Consider the following 21,262-nt stretch of genomic DNA (forward strand, 5'->3'; position numbering starts at 1 on the left):
TATTTATGTAGGTCTAGGCCATATAAAAAAAGCGGCCGGCGAATTTCGCCGGCCGCTTTTCATGCGGAGTAGTACTAGGTAGCGCTTAGTTGAAGATGTAGCGCACACCCAGCTGGCCCTGCCACCGTGACGCCAGGGTAGAAATATCCCAGGCGTTAGTGCGGGTAGCAATGGTGCGGGGGAATGAGAAGGTAGGTTGCACGCCGTTGCCTGTGGCTTCTACGCGGAGCAGTTCGGTAGCATTGTTCTGTACCGAGTACTGACGGCCCCACTCATTGTTGATCAGGTTGCCTACGTTAATCACGTCGAATGTCACCTGCAGGGTGTTCTTCTTGCCGCCGGCCTGGAAATTGAAGTCCTGGGCTACGCGGATATCCACTTGGTGCGTCCAAGGCAGACGAGCGGCAAAACGCTCAGCGTACTGGCCCCGGTGGCTACGCAGGTAGGGGTCGTTGTTGATGAAGGCCTCCAGCTGATCCTGTACCTGCGCCAGGGTGCGGTTGTCGGTGGTTACCAGCTTGATTTCGTTGGCGTCGCGTACATCGCGGGGTATGTAGATCAGGTCGTTGCCGTTGTTGCCGTCGCCGTTCAGGTCGGTGCTGTTGCCGTACACGTAGGTGAGCGGCTGGCCCGAGAGGCCTTCGTACACCGCCGAGATAGTGGTAGCCAGTTTGTCGCCGGCGTAGTGGAAGGTGTAACCAGCCGTAGCCAGCAAGCGGTGACGACGGTCGTTGAGCGAGTAGCTCAGCGCTGGGTTGTTGGGGTCGGTGATGATCTGGTTGAAGCCGAAGTTCGACGAAGCTGTAGTGTTGAAGCCACTGTTCACGTCTTTCGACTTACCATAGGTGTAGGCCACCATCGTGTTCAGTCCATCCGAGAATTGCTTCTGCAGCTGGCCCGTGAGGTTGTAGCGGAAACCCTTGTTGGTGTTCTGCAGCACATACACGTTCGTGAAGTTCTGATCTACGCGGCGGGCGTTGCCACCGGCGTACACGGGGCGCTGGTCGGGGCCGGCCAGTTTGCCAATGGGAGCCGCCAGGTTAGCATCCTGGTAGTAGATGTCGTTGATGGTCTTCGAGTACACGGCTTCCAGGGTAGCCAGCACGTCGCCGGGGAGGCGGAAGTCCACGGCCAAGTTCGAGCGCCACACTTGGGGCAGCTTAAACTCCTTCGACAGCGTGTTGATCTGGGCCGTTTTGGCAGCACCCGAGCTGTAGGTAGTCGGGATTTTGCTGATGTCCGTCTCGATGGTCGAGAGGTAGCGGGGGGTGTTGGGGTTAGCCGAGTTGTACGAGGCGTTGTTGATGTCGAGGTTGCCCTGAATCATGCCGCTGTTGGTGTAGCTGTTGGCAATCCAGGTATAGGGCACGCGGCCCGTGAAGATACCCGTACCGCCGCGCAGCTGCACTTTCGCATCATTGTTCACGTCGTAGTTGAAGCCCAGGCGAGGTGCCCACAGCAGCTGGCCGTTCGGCATGTTCTCGGTGTTGATGTCGCCGTATTTGGCGAAAGCCGTCTGGCTAGCCACGCGGGGGTTATACACGGGCTTGTCGGTAAACACGGGCACGTCGAGGCGTAGGCCAGCGGTCAGGCGCAGGTTCTCGATGGGCGAGTACTGATCCTGCACATAGAAGCCCAGTTGCATGGCTTTAAAAGCCGCAGCGCCGTCGCCGGTGGTGGGGTAAGCCGCTTGTACACGGGTAGCTTTGTCCTGGTAGAAGTTCTGCAGCGAGGAGAACGTGTAAGCACCATTGCCATCAGCAATGAACAGGTTGCGGAACTTGAAGGCCTCGTTGTGCGTGCCTACCGTGACAGTGTGCTTACCGAAAGCGGCCGTCAGGTTGTCGGTTACTTCTACAATGTCCTGGTTCAGGCTGTTCAGCGCCGAGCTCCGCTCCGTACCGAAGATGTACGTATTGCCGTTGTCGGAGATGGTGAAGGAAGGCAGCAGGGTGCCACGGGTATCCCGACGGTCACGAATGCGGCTGTAGCTTAGCAACAGCTTGTTGGAGAAGCGGCCGAGGCGGCTGTTCAATTCTGCCACCGAGCTATTGGTAACGTTGCTGAAACGGTAGCCGTTGTTGCCGAAGCGGAAGTTGATGGAAGAGCGAGTCAGGTTGTCGGCGAAGGCCTCTACATAGTTGTGACGGATGGTCAGCTGATGGTTTTCGGAGATGTTGAAGTCCAGACGACCGAAGACCTTGTTGCTTTCGGTGCGGTTGGTTACGCTGCCGTAGTTACCCACTTCGTAGCCATAGCGCTGCTTGGCGTATGCAGCTACCCCGGCCAACGTGGCAGGGTTGATGCCGGAAGCCGAGGTTCCGGGGTCGAAGCCCAGCGGCGTGCTGGCACGGGCAATTTCACCGTTCAGGAAGAAGAAGACTTTGTCTTTCACCAGCGCGCCACCTACGCGGGCACCGGTCTGGTAATTGTAGAACTCGTCGGCCTTTGTGCGGGGCTCCGTCACGCTCTTGCCAATAGTGTTCTGGTTGCGGCCAAAGCCGTAGATCGAGGCTGAGAAGTCGTTCGAGCCCGAGCGGGTAATGGCGTTGATACCACCGCCGGTGAAGTTACCCAGGGTTACGTCGTAGGGAGCAATAACCACCTGAATTTCCTGGATAGCGTCCAGAGCAATGGGCTGGGTGCCCGCCTGCCCACCGGGAGTAGCGCTGGGGGCCAGACCAAACACGTCGTTATTTACCGCACCGTCAATGGTAATATTGTTGTAGCGGTTATTGGCGCCGCCAATCGAGTTGCTAGTGCCACCATTCGCCTGGGGCGTAAGGCGGGTGAAGTCGTTCAGGGAACGGTTCAGGGTAGGTAGGCGCTGCAGCTGCTCACGCGAAATGCGGGTTTCCGCACCAGTTCGGCTAGCATTCATAACCCCATCGCGACGGGTGCTTACGAGTACATCTGCCAGCTGTTCCGTGGCCTCGCTCAGGTTGATATCGAGACGCTGGTTCTGTCCTAAGCTCAAGAAGATGTTTTCGCGGGTTACGTCCTTATACCCAATGAACGTTACTCGTACGCTATAGGGACCACCTACCCGCATGTTCTGCAGGTTAAAACGGCCTTCTGAGTTAGTAGGAGCAATATATTGGGTGTTGGTAGGGTTGTGCACCGCAATAATTGTTGCCCCAGGCAGGCCTGCACCCGACTGGTCGGTAATCGTGCCGCTCATGGCAGCAGTGGTGCTTTGCGCCATGCCCAACCTCGCTGACAGTAACGTCAGAATCAGCAACACCAAATGGCGTAAACGTAAGTTACTCATAGATAAATATTTGTTGAAAAAAGCCCCTTTTTTAAAAGGGCCGCAAAGGTATATCTCTTTTTATTAAATTGAATTATACCTATAAAATTAACCCTTGCCTTATGTTACTATAATGTTATGTATCAGCTATTAACAGCTTAAAATTTATTTTCAACGGCATTAATCGGCTCTTTAGCGGGTATACAGCTTTCTATTATTACATCATAATAATTATCTTTTTCAAATACAGTACTACCCGTTATTAACACTCAAAGCAACCACTGAATCTTACAATAAGTCAATTTACATTATCACATAAATACTATCTAATAGCACTTATGTAGCATGGTGTTCACCATGCCTGCTTTGTTAGTGCGCTGCTGACACACTGCATTAGCTTAGTTTGCCTCGTGTATTTTCTTGTTAGTTTGACGCATTCTTCCACCTTCACGTGTGTTTACTATGGGACTTCTCGACGCCTTCCTAGGCAATGCCTCTGCCAACGATGCCAATGAGATTCAGCTAGAGCTCAGCCAGTTACTTTCCCCCGGCGAGCAGGTACGGAGCGCCTACTCCGTCATTCGAGACCTGATGGTGTTCACCAACAAGCGCCTGATTCTAGTGGATAAGCAAGGCGTGACTGGTAAAAAGCGGGAGTACCTAACCATCCCCTACCGCAGCATAGAGCGCTTCAGCATGGAAACCACCGGCCACTTCGACCTTGAGGCGGAGCTCAAGATTTGGGTGCGTGGCCAGGCAGCACCCATCAGCAAGACCTTCCGCGACGATAAGAGCATTTACGATGTGTACCGCGCCTTGAGTGAGTTTGCGGTGTAATGGAGCAACTTACGTAGTCATGCAACCTAGCAGGTTGCCAGAGCATCCACACGATAACATTACCTGGTTATGACTATGAACTTCCCCATCGCATTACGTCGCCTTGGTAGCCTGCTGTGCTGCACTCTTCTACTTAGCGCCTGGCAATGTGGCGGGGATGAGCCAGGATTGGATTGTTTGGATGGGGTAGTATTGGGCCCTGACTGTGGAGTAGCGGCCAATGCCGGTTATTTTATCCAGCTCAACCGCGCTATTCCAGAAGCGCAAACGCAAGTCAATTCCACTACCGGAGCCGCGGAATACGTGATAAGCGCGATAAATGTGCCCGCAGCGTACCGACAAGCTGGGCGCGAGCTTTCCTTTAGGGCGCGACTAGCCACCCAGGATGAGCTTGCTGCCCTAGGCCCCGTCATCACCCTTTGCCCCCAGCATGGGAAGATCATGTACTTAGAAAACATATCCTCTTCGCCCTGCCGCTAAGCGACTACAATCAGTAGAAAGAGCACAGTATTGGCAGTTAGCCTTCTACCAGAAAGGCCGACTTTGTAAAGCCGGGCCTTTTCTGGTAGAAGTGCAGTAATTTATTGCCCGCCGGCGGTAGCCGTTCCGGTTTTCAGGTACTTATCGTACCAGGCTAGGTACCGGTCGTAGCGGTCTTTCACGTAGCTCGGTTTGCTGATACCGTGGAATTGACCGGGGTAAATGATAAGCTGCGTAGGCACCTTCAGACTCTGTAAAGCCTGGTACATCTGCTCGGTATTCAGCAGGGGCACGTTGAAGTCCTTCTCCCCGCACAGAAACAGCGTGGGTGTGCTGATCTGGCCGGCGTGGAAGAAGGGGTAGGAAATGCGCATCCACACATCGGGGTGGTCCCAGGGTGTACCCAGCTCTGTTTCGTAGTCACGGATGTACTGGTCGGTGCCGTAGCCAGCTAGCACGTTGGCAATGCCAGCGCCGCTGGTGGCCGCTTTAAAGCGTTTGTCGCGGGCAATGATGTGGTCGGTGAGGATGCCGCCGTAGCTCCAGCCTCCCACGCCCAGGCGGGTCGGATCGGCAAGGCCTTGCTGCACGGCATACTCCACCACCGACAGCGCATCTTCGGAGTCCTTGTTGCCCCAGTCGGCGTAAATGGCTTTACAATAATCGAGGCCGCGGCCGGAGCTACCGCGGGGGTTGCTGGCTACCACGGCGTAGCCATGGGCCGCCAGCAGCTGCCACTCGGGGGCAAAGCCATAGGCAAACTGCGACACTGGGCCGCCGTGAATGCGCAGCACTGTGGGATATTTCTGACCAGTTCGGTAGCCCACGGGTTTCACGACAAAGCCACTCACCATGGTACCGTCCTTGCTCTTGGCCTGAATGGGCTCCACCGCGCCCAACTGCACGGTTTTCAGCCAAGCGTCATTCTGCTTCGACAATGGCCGTAAGCTCTTTTTCTCGAAAGCAAAGACTTCGTCGGGTAGCTGAGGCTCACTGTTTACAACCACCATTTGGCCCTTGGGCCCTAGCTCAAACTCCGTTATTTCGCGCTGACCGTCCAACAGACGCTCCACCTTGCCCCCCGCAGCGGGCACCCGGGCCAGCACCTGGGCCCGATCGTCTTCCAGGAGAAAGTACAGGCTTTTGCCATCCTTGGACCATTGTGGTTTACCGGTATTGCGGTCTAGGCCTTGAGTGAGCAGCTTGGGCGTGCCGCCGGTAGCAGGCACTACGGCCAACTGGTGCAGGCCATACACGAGCAGCTCCTTAGCAGCACCCTCCACAAAGGCAATCTGCTTGCCATCAGGGCTCCACGCTGGGCGCCCGCTCCACCCTCCGGGGGCACTGTCGGCCACGTCGGTGGTAGTAAGCTGGCGGGGCTGCGCGCCAGGAGTGGCGTCAATGGCGTAGAGGTCGTAATTATCGTGGCGGTCGGGGTCGTCGCCGCGCTTGCTCACGAAAGCCAGCTGCTTGCTATCGGGGCTCCAGGCGGGCAGGTGCTCGTCGTAGCGGCCAGAAGTCAGGCTTACCAGCTTGCGAGTAGCCACATCGAACACGTAGAGGTGCTGGCGCTGCTTGTTGAGGTAGCCATCTACATCCTGCTTGAACTGGAACCGGTCGATGACGATGACCGGAGGCGTTTTCTTGCGGGCCCGCTGCACTTGAGTCAACGAGTCCGGGTCGGCATCGCGGATAATCAAGGCCAGGCGCTTGCCATCCGGAGCCCACACGTAGTCAGACACGCTGCCTTTGAGCTTGGTGACTTTCTCCGCCTCACCACCGTTGCGGTTCAGCAGCCAGAGCTGGGCGTGTCCATCTTCGCCCTCCCCCCTACTCGACAGGAAACTGAGGTAGGTGCCATCGGGCGAGAAGCGTGGACTGGTTTCGTTGTCGGGGCTGGTGGTTACGCGCAAGTTGCGGGTGCCGTCATAACGGGCCATCCAGACGTCGGCGTTGGCTTTGTCGGCGGCCGTGTCGGGCTGGCTCACTACATAAGTCACCCATTGCCCATCGGGCGAGAAGTGGGCGTCGCGTACGTCACGCAGTTGCTGCAAGTCGCGGGCGGTGAGGGGATGCGGAGCCGGCGCGGCCACCTGCGCCAGGGCAAGGGCGGGCAGCAGGCACGCGCCCGTGAGCAGAGAATACAGGTTGTTCATAAGTAAAAGGTAGCACAGAGAAGCCGAAAGACGCACGGCAGGCCCCAACGTTGCGGCTCTGGTCATGCACCTTTCGGCTTTATCACTGGCTATATACCCTCGCTCTTCGCTACCCAGTTGGGTAATTCCGAAAAACCAAGGACTACCTTAACCAGACTAGTCTTGCACTTCGGGAGCGTGCTTACCCACCCACCACGGGTGCCGTTGGGGTTGGCACGGAGGGGTTATACTGGGGCGTAGAAGCGTTGTGCTGGGCCGTGTTCTTCCCTTTATCATCCTTGAAGTCGTTGCGCTTGTAGGGGCGGATAATGAGACGTAGGGCTTTATCAGAGCTGAAGTAGCTGATGGCCCAGCTAATCAGCGTCACAGCTTTGTTGCGGAAGCCAACCAGCGTCATTAAGTGAACGAACAGCCACGTGAGCCACCCGAAGAAGCCGCCAAAATGCTTGTCGCCCGGCAAGTCTACTACGGCGCGGTTGCGGCCCACAATAGCCATACTGCCTTTGTTGAAGTACTTGAAGGGCATGAGGGCTTCGCCGTGCAGCAGGCGCTTGAAGTTATTGGCTAGTTGCTCAGCCTGCTGAATGGCTACCGGAGCCAGCATGGGGTAGCCCCGCGGCATTTCTTCCGTCACCATATTGGCGACGTCGCCAATAGCATATACGTTCTTAAAGCCCGTCACGCGGTTTACCGTGTCCACGTTGATGCGCTTGTTCTTGGCTACTACCTCTTCGGGCAAGCCTGCCACGGCAGCCCCGTTCACGCCGGCCGCCCAAATCACGTTTTCAGTGCGGATGAACTCGGTTTCGGAATAGTAGAGCTTACCTTCTTCCAACCGCGTGGCTTTGGTATTCAGGCGCAAATGAATACCCATGTCCTCCAGATACTTTTTGGCCTTCACCTGCGAATCAACGGACATGGGCCCCAGCACCTCCCCCCCGGACTCAACCAGATAGATTTCCATCTTCTTCAGGTCTAGCTCGGGGTAGTCTTGGGGCAGTACGTCCTTACGCATTTCCGCCAATGACCCGCAGATTTCTACGCCCGTAGGGCCGCCACCTACTACTACCACGTTCATAAGCGCCTGGCGCTGGGCTGGGTCCTCCGCCAGCAAGGCGCGCTCAAAGTTCTGGAACAGGTAGCTGCGTAGGTTGAGAGCATTGGGCACGCTCTTAATTTGCATAGCGTTGCGCTCCAAGCTTTCCAGTCCGAAGTAGTTGGTGATCGAGCCGGTAGCAATAACAAGGTGGTCGTAACGAATGTCGCCGATGTTGGTGACGACCGTATTGCGCTCCGCATCTACCCGCTGCACATCAGCCATGCGGAAGAAGAAATTGGTTTGGCCGGCGAAGATCTTGCGAATGGGGTATGCAATGCTGTCGGCTTCCAGGGCGCCGGTAGCTACCTGGTAGAGTAGGGGCTGAAAGTTGTGGTAGTTATTGCGGTCGATAACGACTACCTGCACCGGAGAATCGGCTAAGTCCTTGGCTAACCGCAGGCCAGCAAACCCACAGCCAATAATAACAATGCGTGGCTGCGAGGTAACCGGAAGATTCGTATCCATAACAAGCTAAAAACAAGCGGGGCATCAACCCGATGAAAGGTGGCAATAGTGCCAAAATCCTGTACCGCAAAACCTTACTTGAGGTTGTGCTTGGGGAGAGCCAACGACGGTACGAGGGCCGGTACTGCTGCTAAAACGACTTCGTGAAGCTTACCTTGATTTTCAGCTGGAAGTCGGTGATGACCTTGAAGATTTCCTTTAGGGTTACTTGCTCTACCTGGGTCAGCGTCTTGGGGTCGAGGTAGTTGGTAGGCGCCGCGCGGTCGTCGATGAGTTGGCGAGCCTGCTTTTTAAGGCGCATGCCCATGAGGTAGTAGTAGGCGTGCAGCAGCTCCTGGTACTCCTTTTCCTTGAACACCCCCCGTTCTCGCAACTGGGCTAGCCGCTCGCCCGTGTTGGTTTGGAAAATCTGGTTCTGGAGGGCATATACCCGCACCAAGTCCACAATAGGGCTCATGGTTTTCTTAAGGTCGAATACCTGCTGGCCTTCCTGGGTGAACGTGCGGAACCCCCGGAAGAATGTGAGGGGCGGTTCGTACTGCAAAGCATTCTTAGCCATGAAGAACAGGAACCGGTCGAGGGGCTGACTCAGCTCTTGGTGCAGAAACGCCTGTAGTTCGTCCATAAGGCCTACCTCACCATAGAGAAAGCGACAGTCGAAAAACGTGGCAAACTGCATCACCGTCTCCACGTTCGATTCGCTCATCCACTGATGGTAGTTGCGCTTCCAGTGCGAAAGGGAGTGCGTCCACTTTGAGTTTTTGGCCATAAAGCCCCCCGTACAGAAGTGGAGCCCAATCTGGTTAAGCTCGTCGGACACGGCCGTGGCGAAGCGCAGAAAGTAGGCGCGCACCAACTCACGCTGCTCATTGGCTTTATCCTCGTAGATAATGGCGTTGTCTTGGTCCGTCACGAGGGTTTGCTCCTTGCGCCCTTCGCTACCCAGCACCATAAACACAAACTTGGCCGGCGCCGGGCCGTGCTCAGCCAGCACATTCTCAATCACCTTAAGGGCAATGGTATCGGCCACGGTGGAAATCACCTGGTTCACGATTTCCGGCTTCACGCCCCGCGTCAGGAGTTGGTTTACGATGTTAGGCACCATCTCCCAGCGGCGCTTTAGCTCTCGCGTGCTCTGGGCCAGCTTCACGGCCTGGATGAACATGAACGGCGACTGCGCCAAGTCGCTGAGCAGCTTGTTGCGGCTCAGGAAGCCCGTGTACTGCCCATTTCGCTCCACCAGCAAGTAGCGGGTCTTGGTTTGGAACATCAGCAAGATGGCCTCATACACGTAGGCGCCCTGGTTGATGCTCACAATTGGCGTAGCTACCACGTCGCGCACGGGGCGCGCCGCGTCAAGCTGCTGGGCAATCACCTTGTCGCGCAGGGTAATGTCGGTGCAGTAGCCGCTGATAGTGCCCGTTTCGTCGTCGGTCACAAACAGGCAGCTCACCTTGGCAGCCGCCATGCGGCGGGCCGCTTCGTAAATGGGGGTAGCGCCGGGGCACGCCAGCAGCTCGCGCACTTCCAGCGTTTCAATGCGCCGGGAGAATAGCTGGTCGGCCACGAGGAAGTTAGCTTCCGGCGGGCTGGCAGGCTTCACGAAGTGGGCGTATTCATCGTTCAGCATCCGCTCCCCATACTTGTGGGTGAAGTACTGAAAGAACTGCTCCGAAGCCAGGCATAGAGCCCGGAAGTCGCGGCGGGGGAGCTGCAGCACGCGGGTGTCGCGGCGGGCTATGACGGTGCGGAGGGAGCGTTTCTTATTAAGCAGAATGGACATGCCCCCGTAGCAGGTGCCGGGTCCGTACGTTTCGGGTAGGCGCTTGTGCTGCGCGCTATCGTAGAAAAACGTTTCGTAGGCTCCAGATACAACAATATCCAGGCTGCGGATTTTAGAAGAATCCTGCTGGTAGAGCAGGGTTTCTTTCGGGTAGGACACCTCTTGCAGCAGATCTACACTCCGGCCAGCACCTCGTCGGGCAAGACGGTAAACGGTTCTACAGTGCGGAGAAAATCGAGGCGGTCATCCATAGAGAATCCAGTAAAGAATACACAACAAGCCGGCTCCTACCACGCCGAGCACCCAGAGCCACCCGAGCTTACGCACGGGCGCCACAGGAGCCGTCAGGGGCAACTGGCCCAGCAAGATATCATCGGTCAGCCAACCACGACGCTGCAACTCGAAAAAGCAGCGGGCAGTAGCCAGCGCATCTACGTAGGCATCGTGCGGACGTTCGAGCGCCTCGTCGAACAACAGCTCGTGCAGCTCGTGCAGGCGCAGGTGCCGCTCGTGCGGGGCATTGGGCAGGGAGGGCTTGGTGGCCGTCATAGTGCAAAACTGCGGCAGCGCAAGCAAAGGGTTGGGTAGGCCCGCCCGCTCGAAGGCTGCCCCCAGCACGTGAAAATCGAGCTGCAGAAAATGCCCAATTACGCGGGGCTGGTAGGTCTCCAAATCACTGAGCAGGCGTTGCAGCACCACGTGGGGCGGCTGGCCGTGCTCCTGGAGAAAAGCTGGCGTGAGGCCATGAATAGCAATGGCCGAGGCCGGCATGCTACCAGCGGGCACCAGCAGGTAGTCCTGATCGGCTTTTACTTGCTCCCCTCCTACAGTGTAAACTGCCCACCCAAGCTGCGCAATGTAGGGCCAGTTGGGCTCCTTCGTATACGGTTGGTCCCACCCGCGGGGAAGACCAGTGGTTTCCGTATCAACAAAGAGCAGGTACTCTTGCGGCATGATTACTTACTGGGGCAGCAGCACATCCGCCGCCACGCCCTGCACCGAAGCAGCTACGTTGTCTGGCTGGCGTACGGAGGAGCGGCGCACGAGCAGTTCCGGGCGTAGCGATACTTGCCGAGGGGCAAAGGGGTTGCCATCAGCATCAACTAACTCTAACAGCAACCGCACGGCGGCTTGCCCCATCTCCTCGCAACGCTGATCAATGGTGGTAATAGAAGGCTCTGTAATAACGGTGAAGGTTTCGTTACTGAACCCCGAAATGGCAATATCCTGAGGTACGCGCAGGCCTTGGCGTTGCGCCTCCTGTAAGGCTCCCAGCGCGCAGTAGTCGCCAGCCGCAAATATGGCATCGGGTGGCGAGGGCAGGGCTAGCAGGCTACGCATAGCTTCGGTGCCTTGCTCCTGGGTCATGTTGGTGTATACCATCAGCTCCTCCTCTACGGGTATGCCCGCTTCGCGCAAAGCATCAAGGTAGCCTTGGCGGCGATTCTTATAGATGTTCAGATGCTGGGGGCCGGCCAGGTGGGCAATGCGGCGGCACCCTTGCTGTAGCAGATGGCGCGTAGATAGGCACCCACCCTCTTGGTCGTCGAGCACCACGGCATTTACGTTGTCGCCCTCCACGATGCGGTCAAAAAACACCAAGGGCAACCCCCGGCTGCGCACCTTATCAAAGTGACGAAAATCGAGGGTAGTACGTGAAAGGGACACCAGAATGCCCGCTACCTGGGCGCTGAGTAGAATCTCCAGGTTGCGCCGCTCCTGTGCTACGTCCTCGTTCGACTGGCAGATGATTACGTTGTAGCCGGCTTTGCTGGCGGCCGTTTCAATGCCGTGCACTACTGAGGGGAAAAACCGACCTTCAATATATGGTACGATAATACCCAAAAGCTGGCTTTTGCCTTTGCGCAGCGCAGAGGCCAACCGGTTGGGCTGGTAGTTGTATTTCTTCGCCAGCTTGAGGACCTTCTGCTTCATAGCCGGCCCAATGCTGTGGTGGTCGCTCAGGGCCCGCGAAATGGTCGTCATGGAAACCCCTAGCTCCCGGGCGAGGTCGGCCATGGATACTGGGCTGGTCGTACTGGGAGCCGGGACTTGTTTTTTTCGTGGGGCCATATGGCGGTTCGCTACGCAATGCTTTGTGTAAAGATAGCATTATCTATTATCTGAGCAGAGGTATTTACTCACTAGCTTATTATTTGGGGTGAAAACAGGGTTCTACACCTTTTCCCGAATGCGCACCCACGTTCATTAACCGGGTATTTTTTATACTAAATAGGTAAGATGTTAGAAATTTCTCATTACTTTACACAATCGATTGTGCCTGGTGAGTTATGACTTACTTGGCATTAGCAGCTCATCTGCTCCCGAATACGCCTTGTTTTTTTAGGGTTCCTTACTTTCCCTTTCTCCCTCTTCATCTACCTATGCCCACGTATTTTCCCACCCGATTTGCGCAGCTGACGACCGGCCTAGTGGCCCTCAGCAGCCTGGGATTAGCCCCAGCAGTAGCCCAAAATAAACCTACTGCGGCTAACACCATTACTGTGCAAGTAAATAAGCCGGGTGCTCCCATCGCCAAAACGATGTATGGCCTATTTTTCGAGGATATCAACTTCGCCGCCGACGGCGGGCTATATCCTGAGCTGGTAAAAAACAAGTCGTTTGAAATTGCTGACAACTATCTAACCGGCTGGAAAGGCATCAACGGGGCAGCCGCTCTGAAGACGTACACCGTTATCAGCGACCGGCCCATTAGCGCTACCAACAACCACTTCGCGCGCCTCACGGCTGCTACTGCCAGCCCCGACGCCGGCCTCATTAATGAAGGCTTCCGGGGTATGGGGCTGAAGCAGAACGACGAGTACACTTTCTCGGTGTACGCGCGGCGCGGCCCAGGCAACGTAACCGGTCTCACCGTAACGCTGGAAGACGAGAAAGGCAAAATGCTGGCGCAGAGCCAGGTTTCGGGTCTCACCAACGAATGGAAGAAGTACTCGGTTGTGATGAAGCCATCGGCTACGGCAGCCAAAGGGCAGCTCCGGCTGGCGCTCAACGGCGCGGGCACGGCTGATATCGACGTGATTTCTCTGTTCCCGAAGGACACGTACAAAAACCGTGAGAACGGCCTGCGTACCGACCTGGTGCAGCTGCTAAAGGATATGAACCCCGGCTTCCTGCGCTTTCCCGGTGGCTGCATTGTGGAGGGCCGCACCTTGAATGAGCGCTACCAGTGGAAAGAAACCATTGGCGACGTGGCTTCGCGTGTGCCCCTGATCAACCGCTGGAACATGGAGTTCAAGCACCGCTCTACCCCCGACTATTATCAGTCGTTCGGTCTGGGCTTCTTTGAGTACTTCCAACTATCCGAAGACATTGGGGCCGAGCCTGTGCCGATTTTGAACGTGGGGATGGCGTGCCAGTTTAACTCGGCGGAGCTAGCCCCCACCACTAGCACTGCTACCAGCGGCCCCAACGCCGGCGAAGGTCACAACCACGCCGACGACCCCACGCTTGACACCTTCATTCAGGACGCCCTAGATCTGATTGAGTTTGCCAATGGCCCCGCCAGCTCCCCCTGGGGTGCCAAGCGCGTAGCCATGGGCCACGCTGCTCCGTTTAACTTGAAGTTCATTGGCATCGGCAACGAGCAGTGGGGTCCTCAGTACTTGGAGCGCTACGAGCCCTTTATGAAAGCCATAAAGGCCAAGTACCCCACTATCAACATTGTTTCGAGCGCGGGCCCCAGCCCCGATGGTGAGCTATTCGACAAAGCTAGCAAGCGCCTGCGGGAGCTGAAGGCAGAAGTAATTGACGAGCACTACTACGCCAAGCCCGACTGGTTCCGCCAGAACGTAGGCCGCTACGACAACTACCCCACCACCGGCACCAAGATCTTCGCCGGCGAGTACGCCGCCCAGAGTGTTGCCATTGGCAGCCCCGACAACAAAAACAGCTGGGATTGCGCCATTTCGGAGGCCGCTTTTATGACGGGCCTGGAACGCAATGCCGACAAGGTAGTTATGGCTTCTTACGCGCCGCTATTTGCCCACGTAGAAGCTTGGCAGTGGACGCCCGACATGATCTGGTTTGACAACCTGAAAGCATACGGCACGCCCAACTACTACGTGCAGAAGATGTACTCTACCAACCCTGGCACCACCATGCTGCCCGTGCAGCGCGCTGGCAACGCCAAGAATGGCCAAGACAACCTCTTCAGCAGTGCCGTGGCCGACGACAAAACCGGCGAAATCATTGTGAAGCTGGTGAACTACTCCACCGAGGCTCGTCCGGTAGCCATTAACCTACAGGGCGTGAAGAAGCTGGGCAAAGCCGGCAAAGCAACCGTGCTGGCCAGCAATGACCTCAACGCGGTGAACACGCTGGAGCAACCCACCAACGTGGCGCCCAAGGAGGAGTCGTTCAAAGTATCGTCGTCGAATGTGACGTACACGCTGGCACCCAACTCCTTCACGGTGCTACGCATTCCTGGTAAGCGCTAAGCGGTAGCCGTCATGACTAAGCAACTCTCTTTTTTGCCCGCTACCCGCTCCTTACTCGCTGGTATGCTGCTACTGGCTGCGGCTCCTGCCCTGGCGCCCACGGCGGCGCTAGGGCAGGCAGCCCCGGAACCCGTGGCTGGTAACCCCATCATCAAAGACAAGTACACCGCCGACCCCGCCGCCTTCGTGCATAAGGGTACGGTGTACCTCTATGCCGGCCACGACGAAGCCCCTGCGCGCCAGGAGCGCTACGTAATGAATGAGTGGCTTTGCTACTCCTCCCAGGACATGGTAAACTGGAAGGAGCATCCCTCGCCGCTGAATGTGAAAGCCTTTGCTTGGGCTAAGGCCGATGCCTGGGCTTCGCAGGTGATTGAGCGCAACGGCAAGTTCTACTGGTACGTGGCCGTGGAGCATGGCACCATTCCGGGCAAGTCTATTGGGGTAGCAGTGTCCGACAGCCCAACGGGTCCGTTCAAGGATGCCCGGGGTTCGGCCATCATCACCAATAACATGACCGATAGTCCCATCAGCTGGGACGACATCGACCCCACCGTTTTTATAGACGACAAGGGCCAAGCTTACCTGTACTGGGGCAACACCAACTGCTACTGGGCGAAGCTGAAGCCAAACATGACGGAGCTCGATGGCCCCATCAACAAGGTAACTACCCTGCCTAAGTTTACGGAGGCTCCCTGGGTGCACAAACACAACGGCTGGTACTACCTCAGCTACGCCTACCAGTTCCCGGAGAAGATTGCCTACGCCATGAGCCGCAGCATCGAAGGGCCCTGGGAATTTAAAGGTATTCTGAACGAGGTAGCGGGCAACTCCAACACCAACCACCAGTCTATCATTGACTTCAAGGGGCAGAGCTATTTTATCTACCACAACGGCAGCATCCCCACCGATGGGGGAAGCTTCCGCCGCTCCGTCTGCATCGACTACTTGTATTACAACAAGGATGGCACAATGAAGCGCGTGGCCATGACTACGGAAGGCATTAAAGCCGCCAAGTAACCTTCCTGCTACTGTCTTACTATGAACGTCATGCTGCGCTTGCCGAAGCATCTCGCCCGCTTCGTTGTAGCGATGAAGCTACCGGGCAGAGAGCTTCAGCGAGTGCAGCATGACGTTTTGGCTTTTTAGCCAATCTTCTGCTCCTGTCCGCCGCTCTTCCATTCCCACCCTGCCCATGCTGAAATCCGTACTAAGCTACTGCCTGCTACTGCTTAGTGGCGTGGCATCTGCCATGGCTCCTGCTACCCCGCCCATCGTCGTCGAAACTCAGCACGTAAGCCTTGTGCTAGCCGTTGGCGACAATCAGAAGCTGTACCAAACCTACCTGGGCGCCAAACTCAGCAACCCCGCCGACTACGGCCCGCTGCCCAAGCTACACGAGGCCTACGTACCCGCGGGCACCGACAACTTGTTTGAGCCAGCCATTCGGCTGGTTCACTCCGATGGTAATCCGGGGCTGAGCTTAGTCTTCGCCGACAAACAAACCAGCAAAACCGGCGACGACCTCACGGAAACCGTTATCCGCCTGCGCGACCCGCAGTATCCAGTGGAGGTGCTGCTGCACTTTGCTGCCTACTACCGCGAGGATGTTATTAAAGCTTGGACGGAAATCCGGCACCGGGAGAAGAAGCCGGTAGTGCTGACTAACTACGCGTCGGCGATGCTGCACTTCAACGCCCACCAGTACTGGCTAACCCAGTTTCACGGCGACTGGGCGAAGGAAGCAGGCATGCAGGAAGCGCCGCTTACTAGTGGTGTGAAGGTGATTGATACCAAGCTGGGTACCCGCCCCCACTGGTACCAAACGCCAGCATTCCAACTCGCTTTTGACCAAGCTGCTACCGAAACGAGCGGTGAAGTGCTGGCCGGCACGCTGGCCTGGACGGGCAATTTCCGGCTGGCATTTGAGCTGGATAACCTCAACGCCCTGCGCGTATCGGCGGGCATCAACCCCTACGCTTCTGAGTACACGCTACCCGCCAACCAAATTTTTACTACCCCCGAGTTCATCTTTACTTACAGCACCCAGGGCAAAGGACAAGCCTCGCGCAACTTGCACAACTGGGCCCGCCGCTTTGGCGTGCTCGATGGCACCGAACCCCGCCTAACCCTGCTCAACAACTGGGAGGCCACGTTTTTCGACTTCAACGAACCGAAGCTGGATGGGCTGATTGCTGATGCGGGCAAGCTGGGTGTGGACGTGTTCTTGCTGGATGACGGCTGGTTCGGCAACAAGTATCCGCGCAACAACGACGCCACCAGCCTCGGCGACTGGGAACCGGCCAAAACCAAGCTACCTAACGGCGTAGGTCACTTGGTGCAAACGGCTAGTAAGAATGGAGTGAAGTTCGGGATTTGGGTTGAGCCCGAGATGGTAAGCCCTAAAAGTGAGCTGTATGAGAAACACCCCGACTGGTACTTAAGCTCCCGAACCGCCCTGAGGACTACTACCGCAACCAGCTGGTGCTCGACCTGACCAAACCCAAAGTGCAGGACTTTGTCTTTGGCGTGGTAGACGAGCAGTTTAAGCAGAACGTGGCTTACATCAAGTGGGACTGCAACCGCATGATCACCAACGGCTACTCCAAGTACCTGGGCAAGAATCAGTCGCACTTGTATATTGACTACGTGCGGGGCCTGTATAAGGTGCTGGCCCGGGTACGCCAGAAGTACCCCCACGTGCCCATGATGCTGTGCTCCGGCGGCGGTGCCCGCTCCGACTACGGCGGCCTGAAGTACTTCACCGAGTTTTGGCCTTCTGACAACACCGACGCCGTTGAGCGCGTGTTTATTCAGTGGGGCTTCTCCAACTTCTTTCCTTCCAATACGCTGTGCAGCCACGTTACCAACTGGAATCGCCAGCACTCCATCAAGTTCCGTACGGATGTGGCCATGATGGGCAAGTTGGGCTACGATATTGAGGTAGAGAAAATGACGCCCGAAGACTTACAGTTTAGCCAGCAGGCCGTGAAGGACTACAAGCGCCTGAGCTCCGTCATTTGGCAGGGCGAGCAATACCGCCTCCGCTCCCCCTACGAGAGCAACCAGCCCTCGGTGATGTACGTGGGCGACCAGCAGCGCAAGGCCGTTGTGTTTGGCTATAACCTGCACACCCGCACCAACGAAAACGTGCTTCCCGTGCGCCTACAGGGCCTCGACACCACTAAACGCTACCGCGTCACGGAAATCAACCTAATGCCCGGTGCCACATCGCAACTGCCCGCGCACAACCAAATCTACTCCGGCGACTACCTGATGCGCATTGGCATTATGGTTTCGCCTACTAATGCCCCGGCCCTTACTAGCCACGTGCTGGAACTAACAGCGGAGTAATCACCAGATGAAGGGTAACTAGGCTGAGTTGCGCCAGTTGCTTACCCCCCATTTTGGCTGCGTTGTGGGCTCTACCTTCCCTACTACATTCAACACAATCGTTTATGTATCCTTCTCTTCGAAAGCACTGCGTGGCGCTTGCCCTCGCCCTAGGCAGCTTAGGCGCCCAAGCGCAATCCAAAGTACCCCTTATTCCGGCTCACGACCCCGTGATGGCGCAACAGAACGGCACGTACTATATGTTCTGCACTGGCCCTGGCATCTCCGTGTGGTCATCAAAGGACCGGCAGAATTGGAAACCTGAGAAGCCCATTTTTGCTACTGCTCCCGCCTGGGCCGTGCAGGCCGTACCAGGCTTCAAGAACCATATCTGGGCGCCCGATATTTCCTTTCACAACGGGGTATACTACCTGTTTTATTCTGTTTCCGCCTTTGGCAAAAACACCTCCTGCATTGGCCTAGCCACGAATAAGACCCTCGATCCTACCTCTAAAGACTTCAAGTGGGAAGACCACGGCCGGGTGCTCCAATCAGTGCCAGGGCGCGACATGTGGAATGCTATTGACCCCAACCTCGTCCGCGACGACGCGGGCACTCCCTGGCTGACGTTTGGCTCGTTTTGGGAGGGCATTAAGCTGGTTCAGTTACGCCCCGACCTTACGGCCCCCGCTCAGCCTGAACAGTGGCGCACCATTGCCAAGCGCCCCCGCAGCCCCCAGCTCAACGATTCTATGCCCGGCGACGGCGCTATTGAAGCTCCGTTTGTGTTTCGTAAAAACGGCTACTACTACCTATTCACGTCGTTTGACTACTGCTGCCGCGGCCCCCAAAGCACGTATAAGATTATGGTAGGCCGCGCTAAAAACGTGATGGGTCCCTACGTAGACAAAGCAGGTGTAGCTCTTGAGCAAGGAGGTGGCACGCAGGTGCTAGCCGGCGACAAAAACTGGTTTGGCCTAGGTCATAACTCCGTGTACACCTTTGACAAGGCCGATTATCTTGTTTTCCACGGGTATGATGCCAGCGACAAAGGCCACCCCAAACTACGCATTGAAAAGCTAAACTGGGACGCTACTGGCTGGCCTGTAGTACAGCCTTAGCTGGTTGGCGGGAAGCAGAATATTTACACAAACGATTGTGTATTGCAGTAATAAGTTCTACTTTTCCGCTGTCAACTTCCCAGGTTCGACTATCGGCACCGATTACGGTCCTTTTTCTCGCGCACAACTCCTTTTGATGCGGCCGAAGCAGTGCCTTCGTCTCTTAGCTTAGCATCATTTCCCACTCTTACTTGTCCTTTCGTGACCAAGCCGACTTCCTCCCTCGCTGACCTAAGCGTTAATACCATTCGTCTGCTGTCGGTAGACATGGTGCAGGCCGCCAACTCTGGCCACCCAGGTTTACCCATGGGCGCGGCGCCCATGGCCTACGTGCTCTTCTCGCGCTTCCTGCGCTTCAACCCCCAGGACCCGAAGTGGCCGAACCGCGACCGGTTCGTACTGTCGGCGGGCCACGGTTCGGCCTTGCTGTATAGCCTGCTGCACCTTTATGGCTACGACCTAAGCCTGGATGATTTGAAGGCCTTCCGCCAGATGCACTCTAAGACGCCAGGCCACCCCGAGTCGAACCTGACGCCAGGCGTAGAGGTAACGACGGGGCCGCTGGGCCAGGGTTTCGCCAACGGCGTAGGCATGGCCATGGCCGAGGCGCACTTGGCCGCCGTGTATAACAAGGAAGGCCACACGCTGCAAGACCACTACACCTACGCCATCGTGAGCGACGGCGACCTGATGGAAGGCATTGCGGCCGAGGCTGCTTCGCTGGCCGGCCACTTGAAGCTGGGCAAGCTGATCTACCTCTACGACGATAACGACATCTGCCTCGACGGCCCCACCAATCTCTCATACACGGAGGATGCCCTGGCTCGTTTTGAGGCCTACGGCTGGCACACCCAGCGCGTAACCGATGGCAACGACCTCGATGGTATTGAGGCGGCTATTAAGGCGGCGCAACAGGAGACGGAGCGTCCGTCCATCATTTCGGTGAAAACTATCATCGGGTACGGCAGCCCCCAGGAAGGCACCAGCAAAGTGCACGGCTCGCCCCTAGGCGCTGATAATCTGAAGAAAGCAAAAGAGTTTTTTGGCTTCGACCCCGAGGCTACGTTTGTAGTGCCCGAAGAGGTACGCACCCACCTGGCCGAAGCTGGCCAGCGCGGCGCCGCCCTTCAGGCCGAATGGCAGCAGCAAACAGAGGCGTACCAGCAGGAGTTTGGCACAGAGTGGGAACTGTTCCAGGCTTCGTTTGCGGGTGAGCTCCCCGCAGGTTGGGACGCCTCGCTGCCCGTTTTCACCGCCGCCGACGGCGCCCTGGCTACCCGCCAGGCATCCGGCAAAGCCCTGAATGCCCTGAAGCAGTCGGTGCCTTTCTTGTTTGGTGGCTCGGCCGACTTGGCTAGCTCCAACGAGATGCCCACCAGCGGCGACATCAGCTTCCAGCCCGGCTCCTACGAGAAGTCTAACATCTGGTTTGGGGTGCGCGAGCACGCCATGGGTGCGGCCATGAACGGTATGGCCCACCACGGCGGGGTACGCACGTACGGCGGCACCTTCCTCACCTTCTCCGACTACATGCGCGGTGCCATCCGCCTCACGGCCCTGGCCGAGTCGGCCGCTACTTTCGTGTTCACCCACGACAGCATTGGCCTGGGCGAAGATGGCCCTACTCACCAGCCAGTAGAGCAAGTAGCGGCCCTGCGTACCATCCCCAATATTGTGGTGCTACGCCCAGCCGACGCCAATGAAACCGTAGAATCATGGCGTATTGCCATGACCACACCCAAGTCGCCGGTGGTGCTGATTTTGTCGCGCCAGAAGCTGCCCGTATTGGACCAAGGCCAGTTTGGCTCGGCCCGCGAGGGCGTGGCCAAAGGGGCCTACATCCTGCGCGAGGCCAAAGACGGCCAGCCCCAGCTGCTACTGCTGGCTACGGGCTCGGAAGTTTCATTGGCCCTGCAGGCGCAGGAAGCTTTGGAGCAACAAGGTGTGCCCACCCGCGTAGTAAGCATGCCGTCTTGGGAGTTGTTTGAGAAGCAGGACAAAGCCTATCAGCAGCAGGTGCTGCCCCCCACGGTGCGCAAGCGCGTAGGTATTGAGGCTGGCTCGCCTATGGGCTGGCATAAGTATGTAACCGACGAAGGCACCGTCATTGCCATGAACCGCTTCGGCGAATCGGGCCCTGGCGAGGCAGTATTGGAGTACTTCGGCTTCTCTGTTGAGAACGTAGTGAAGCAGGCCCAGCAGGTACTTCAAGGTCAGCCCTCCGAAATCGAGCAGAAAGAAGTTCTGTCGTAATCGTTGTTTACTACCTAGCACACCT

The 21,262-nt window shown here is 57.0% G+C and carries 13 protein-coding genes and 1 pseudogene; 8 read left to right on the forward strand and 6 right to left on the reverse strand.

Features of this window, described 5'->3' with window-relative positions; genetic code table 11:
• Nucleotides 1–85: 85 nt before the first annotated feature.
• Nucleotides 86–3,271, reverse strand: a complete 3,186-nt coding sequence (locus VI25_RS01345; protein WP_045687893.1) for a TonB-dependent receptor — start codon at nt 3,269–3,271, stop codon at nt 86–88.
• Nucleotides 3,272–3,712: 441 nt separating this feature from the next.
• Between VI25_RS01345 and VI25_RS01350 the strand changes: the two genes are divergently transcribed.
• Nucleotides 3,713–4,087 carry a PH domain-containing protein gene (locus VI25_RS01350; RefSeq protein ID WP_045687894.1) on the forward strand — a complete coding sequence of 125 codons (375 nt, stop codon included), beginning with the start codon at nt 3,713–3,715 and terminating at the stop codon, nt 4,085–4,087.
• 75 nt (nt 4,088–4,162) lie between these two features.
• Nucleotides 4,163–4,567, forward strand: a complete 405-nt coding sequence (locus VI25_RS01355) for a hypothetical protein (RefSeq protein WP_152981443.1) — start codon at nt 4,163–4,165, stop codon at nt 4,565–4,567.
• A 101-nt stretch (nt 4,568–4,668) separates the two neighbouring features.
• On the opposite strand, the gene VI25_RS01360 is transcribed toward VI25_RS01355, so the two are convergent.
• From VI25_RS01360 to VI25_RS01380, 5 genes are all read right to left on the reverse strand, one after another.
• Entirely contained in the window at nt 4,669–6,723 is a 2,055-nt protein-coding gene (locus VI25_RS01360; protein ID WP_045687896.1) for an alpha/beta hydrolase family protein, read from the reverse strand.
• Between the two features lie 181 nt (nt 6,724–6,904).
• A complete protein-coding gene (locus VI25_RS01365; RefSeq protein WP_045687897.1) occupies nt 6,905–8,287 on the reverse strand; it encodes an NAD(P)/FAD-dependent oxidoreductase in 1,383 nt (460 codons plus the stop codon).
• A gap of 130 nt (nt 8,288–8,417) precedes the next feature.
• Nucleotides 8,418–10,229 (reverse strand): DUF294 nucleotidyltransferase-like domain-containing protein, encoded by a 1,812-nt coding sequence (locus VI25_RS01370; RefSeq protein WP_201783249.1) that lies wholly within the window; start codon nt 10,227–10,229, stop codon nt 8,418–8,420.
• 84 nt (nt 10,230–10,313) lie between these two features.
• Nucleotides 10,314–11,024 (reverse strand): 3'-5' exonuclease, encoded by a 711-nt coding sequence (locus tag VI25_RS01375; protein WP_052695089.1) that lies wholly within the window; start codon nt 11,022–11,024, stop codon nt 10,314–10,316.
• A gap of 6 nt (nt 11,025–11,030) precedes the next feature.
• Nucleotides 11,031–12,089 carry a LacI family DNA-binding transcriptional regulator gene (locus VI25_RS01380; protein WP_055562193.1) on the reverse strand — a complete coding sequence of 353 codons (1,059 nt, stop codon included), beginning with the start codon at nt 12,087–12,089 and terminating at the stop codon, nt 11,031–11,033.
• 365 nt (nt 12,090–12,454) lie between these two features.
• On the opposite strand from VI25_RS01380, the gene VI25_RS01385 reads away from it, so the two are divergent.
• The 6 genes and pseudogenes from VI25_RS01385 (at nt 12,455) to tkt (ending at nt 21,237) form a co-directional block, all read left to right on the forward strand.
• A complete protein-coding gene (locus VI25_RS01385) occupies nt 12,455–14,530 on the forward strand; it encodes an alpha-L-arabinofuranosidase C-terminal domain-containing protein (RefSeq protein WP_052695091.1) in 2,076 nt (691 codons plus the stop codon).
• Between the two features lie 12 nt (nt 14,531–14,542).
• Nucleotides 14,543–15,550 (forward strand): glycoside hydrolase family 43 protein, encoded by a 1,008-nt coding sequence (locus VI25_RS01390; protein ID WP_082455348.1) that lies wholly within the window; start codon nt 14,543–14,545, stop codon nt 15,548–15,550.
• A gap of 232 nt (nt 15,551–15,782) precedes the next feature.
• Nucleotides 15,783–17,497 (forward strand): annotated as a pseudogene (locus VI25_RS25710) (alpha-galactosidase); the annotation flags it as partial.
• 111 nt (nt 17,498–17,608) lie between these two features.
• The gene (locus VI25_RS26305; RefSeq protein WP_236704838.1) at nt 17,609–17,884 is read left to right on the forward strand and encodes a GH36 C-terminal domain-containing protein; all 276 of its coding nucleotides are present in this window, start codon (nt 17,609–17,611) and stop codon (nt 17,882–17,884) included.
• A gap of 104 nt (nt 17,885–17,988) precedes the next feature.
• Nucleotides 17,989–18,984 (forward strand): arabinan endo-1,5-alpha-L-arabinosidase, encoded by a 996-nt coding sequence (locus VI25_RS01400; protein WP_045687901.1) that lies wholly within the window; start codon nt 17,989–17,991, stop codon nt 18,982–18,984.
• Nucleotides 18,985–19,185: 201 nt separating this feature from the next.
• Nucleotides 19,186–21,237 carry a transketolase gene (tkt, locus tag VI25_RS01405; RefSeq protein ID WP_045687902.1) on the forward strand — a complete coding sequence of 684 codons (2,052 nt, stop codon included), beginning with the start codon at nt 19,186–19,188 and terminating at the stop codon, nt 21,235–21,237.
• Nucleotides 21,238–21,262 lie beyond the last annotated feature (25 nt).

The sequence above is a fragment of the Hymenobacter sp. AT01-02 genome (assembly GCF_000961955.2).
GTDB lineage: Bacteria > Bacteroidota > Bacteroidia > Cytophagales > Hymenobacteraceae > Hymenobacter > Hymenobacter mucosus.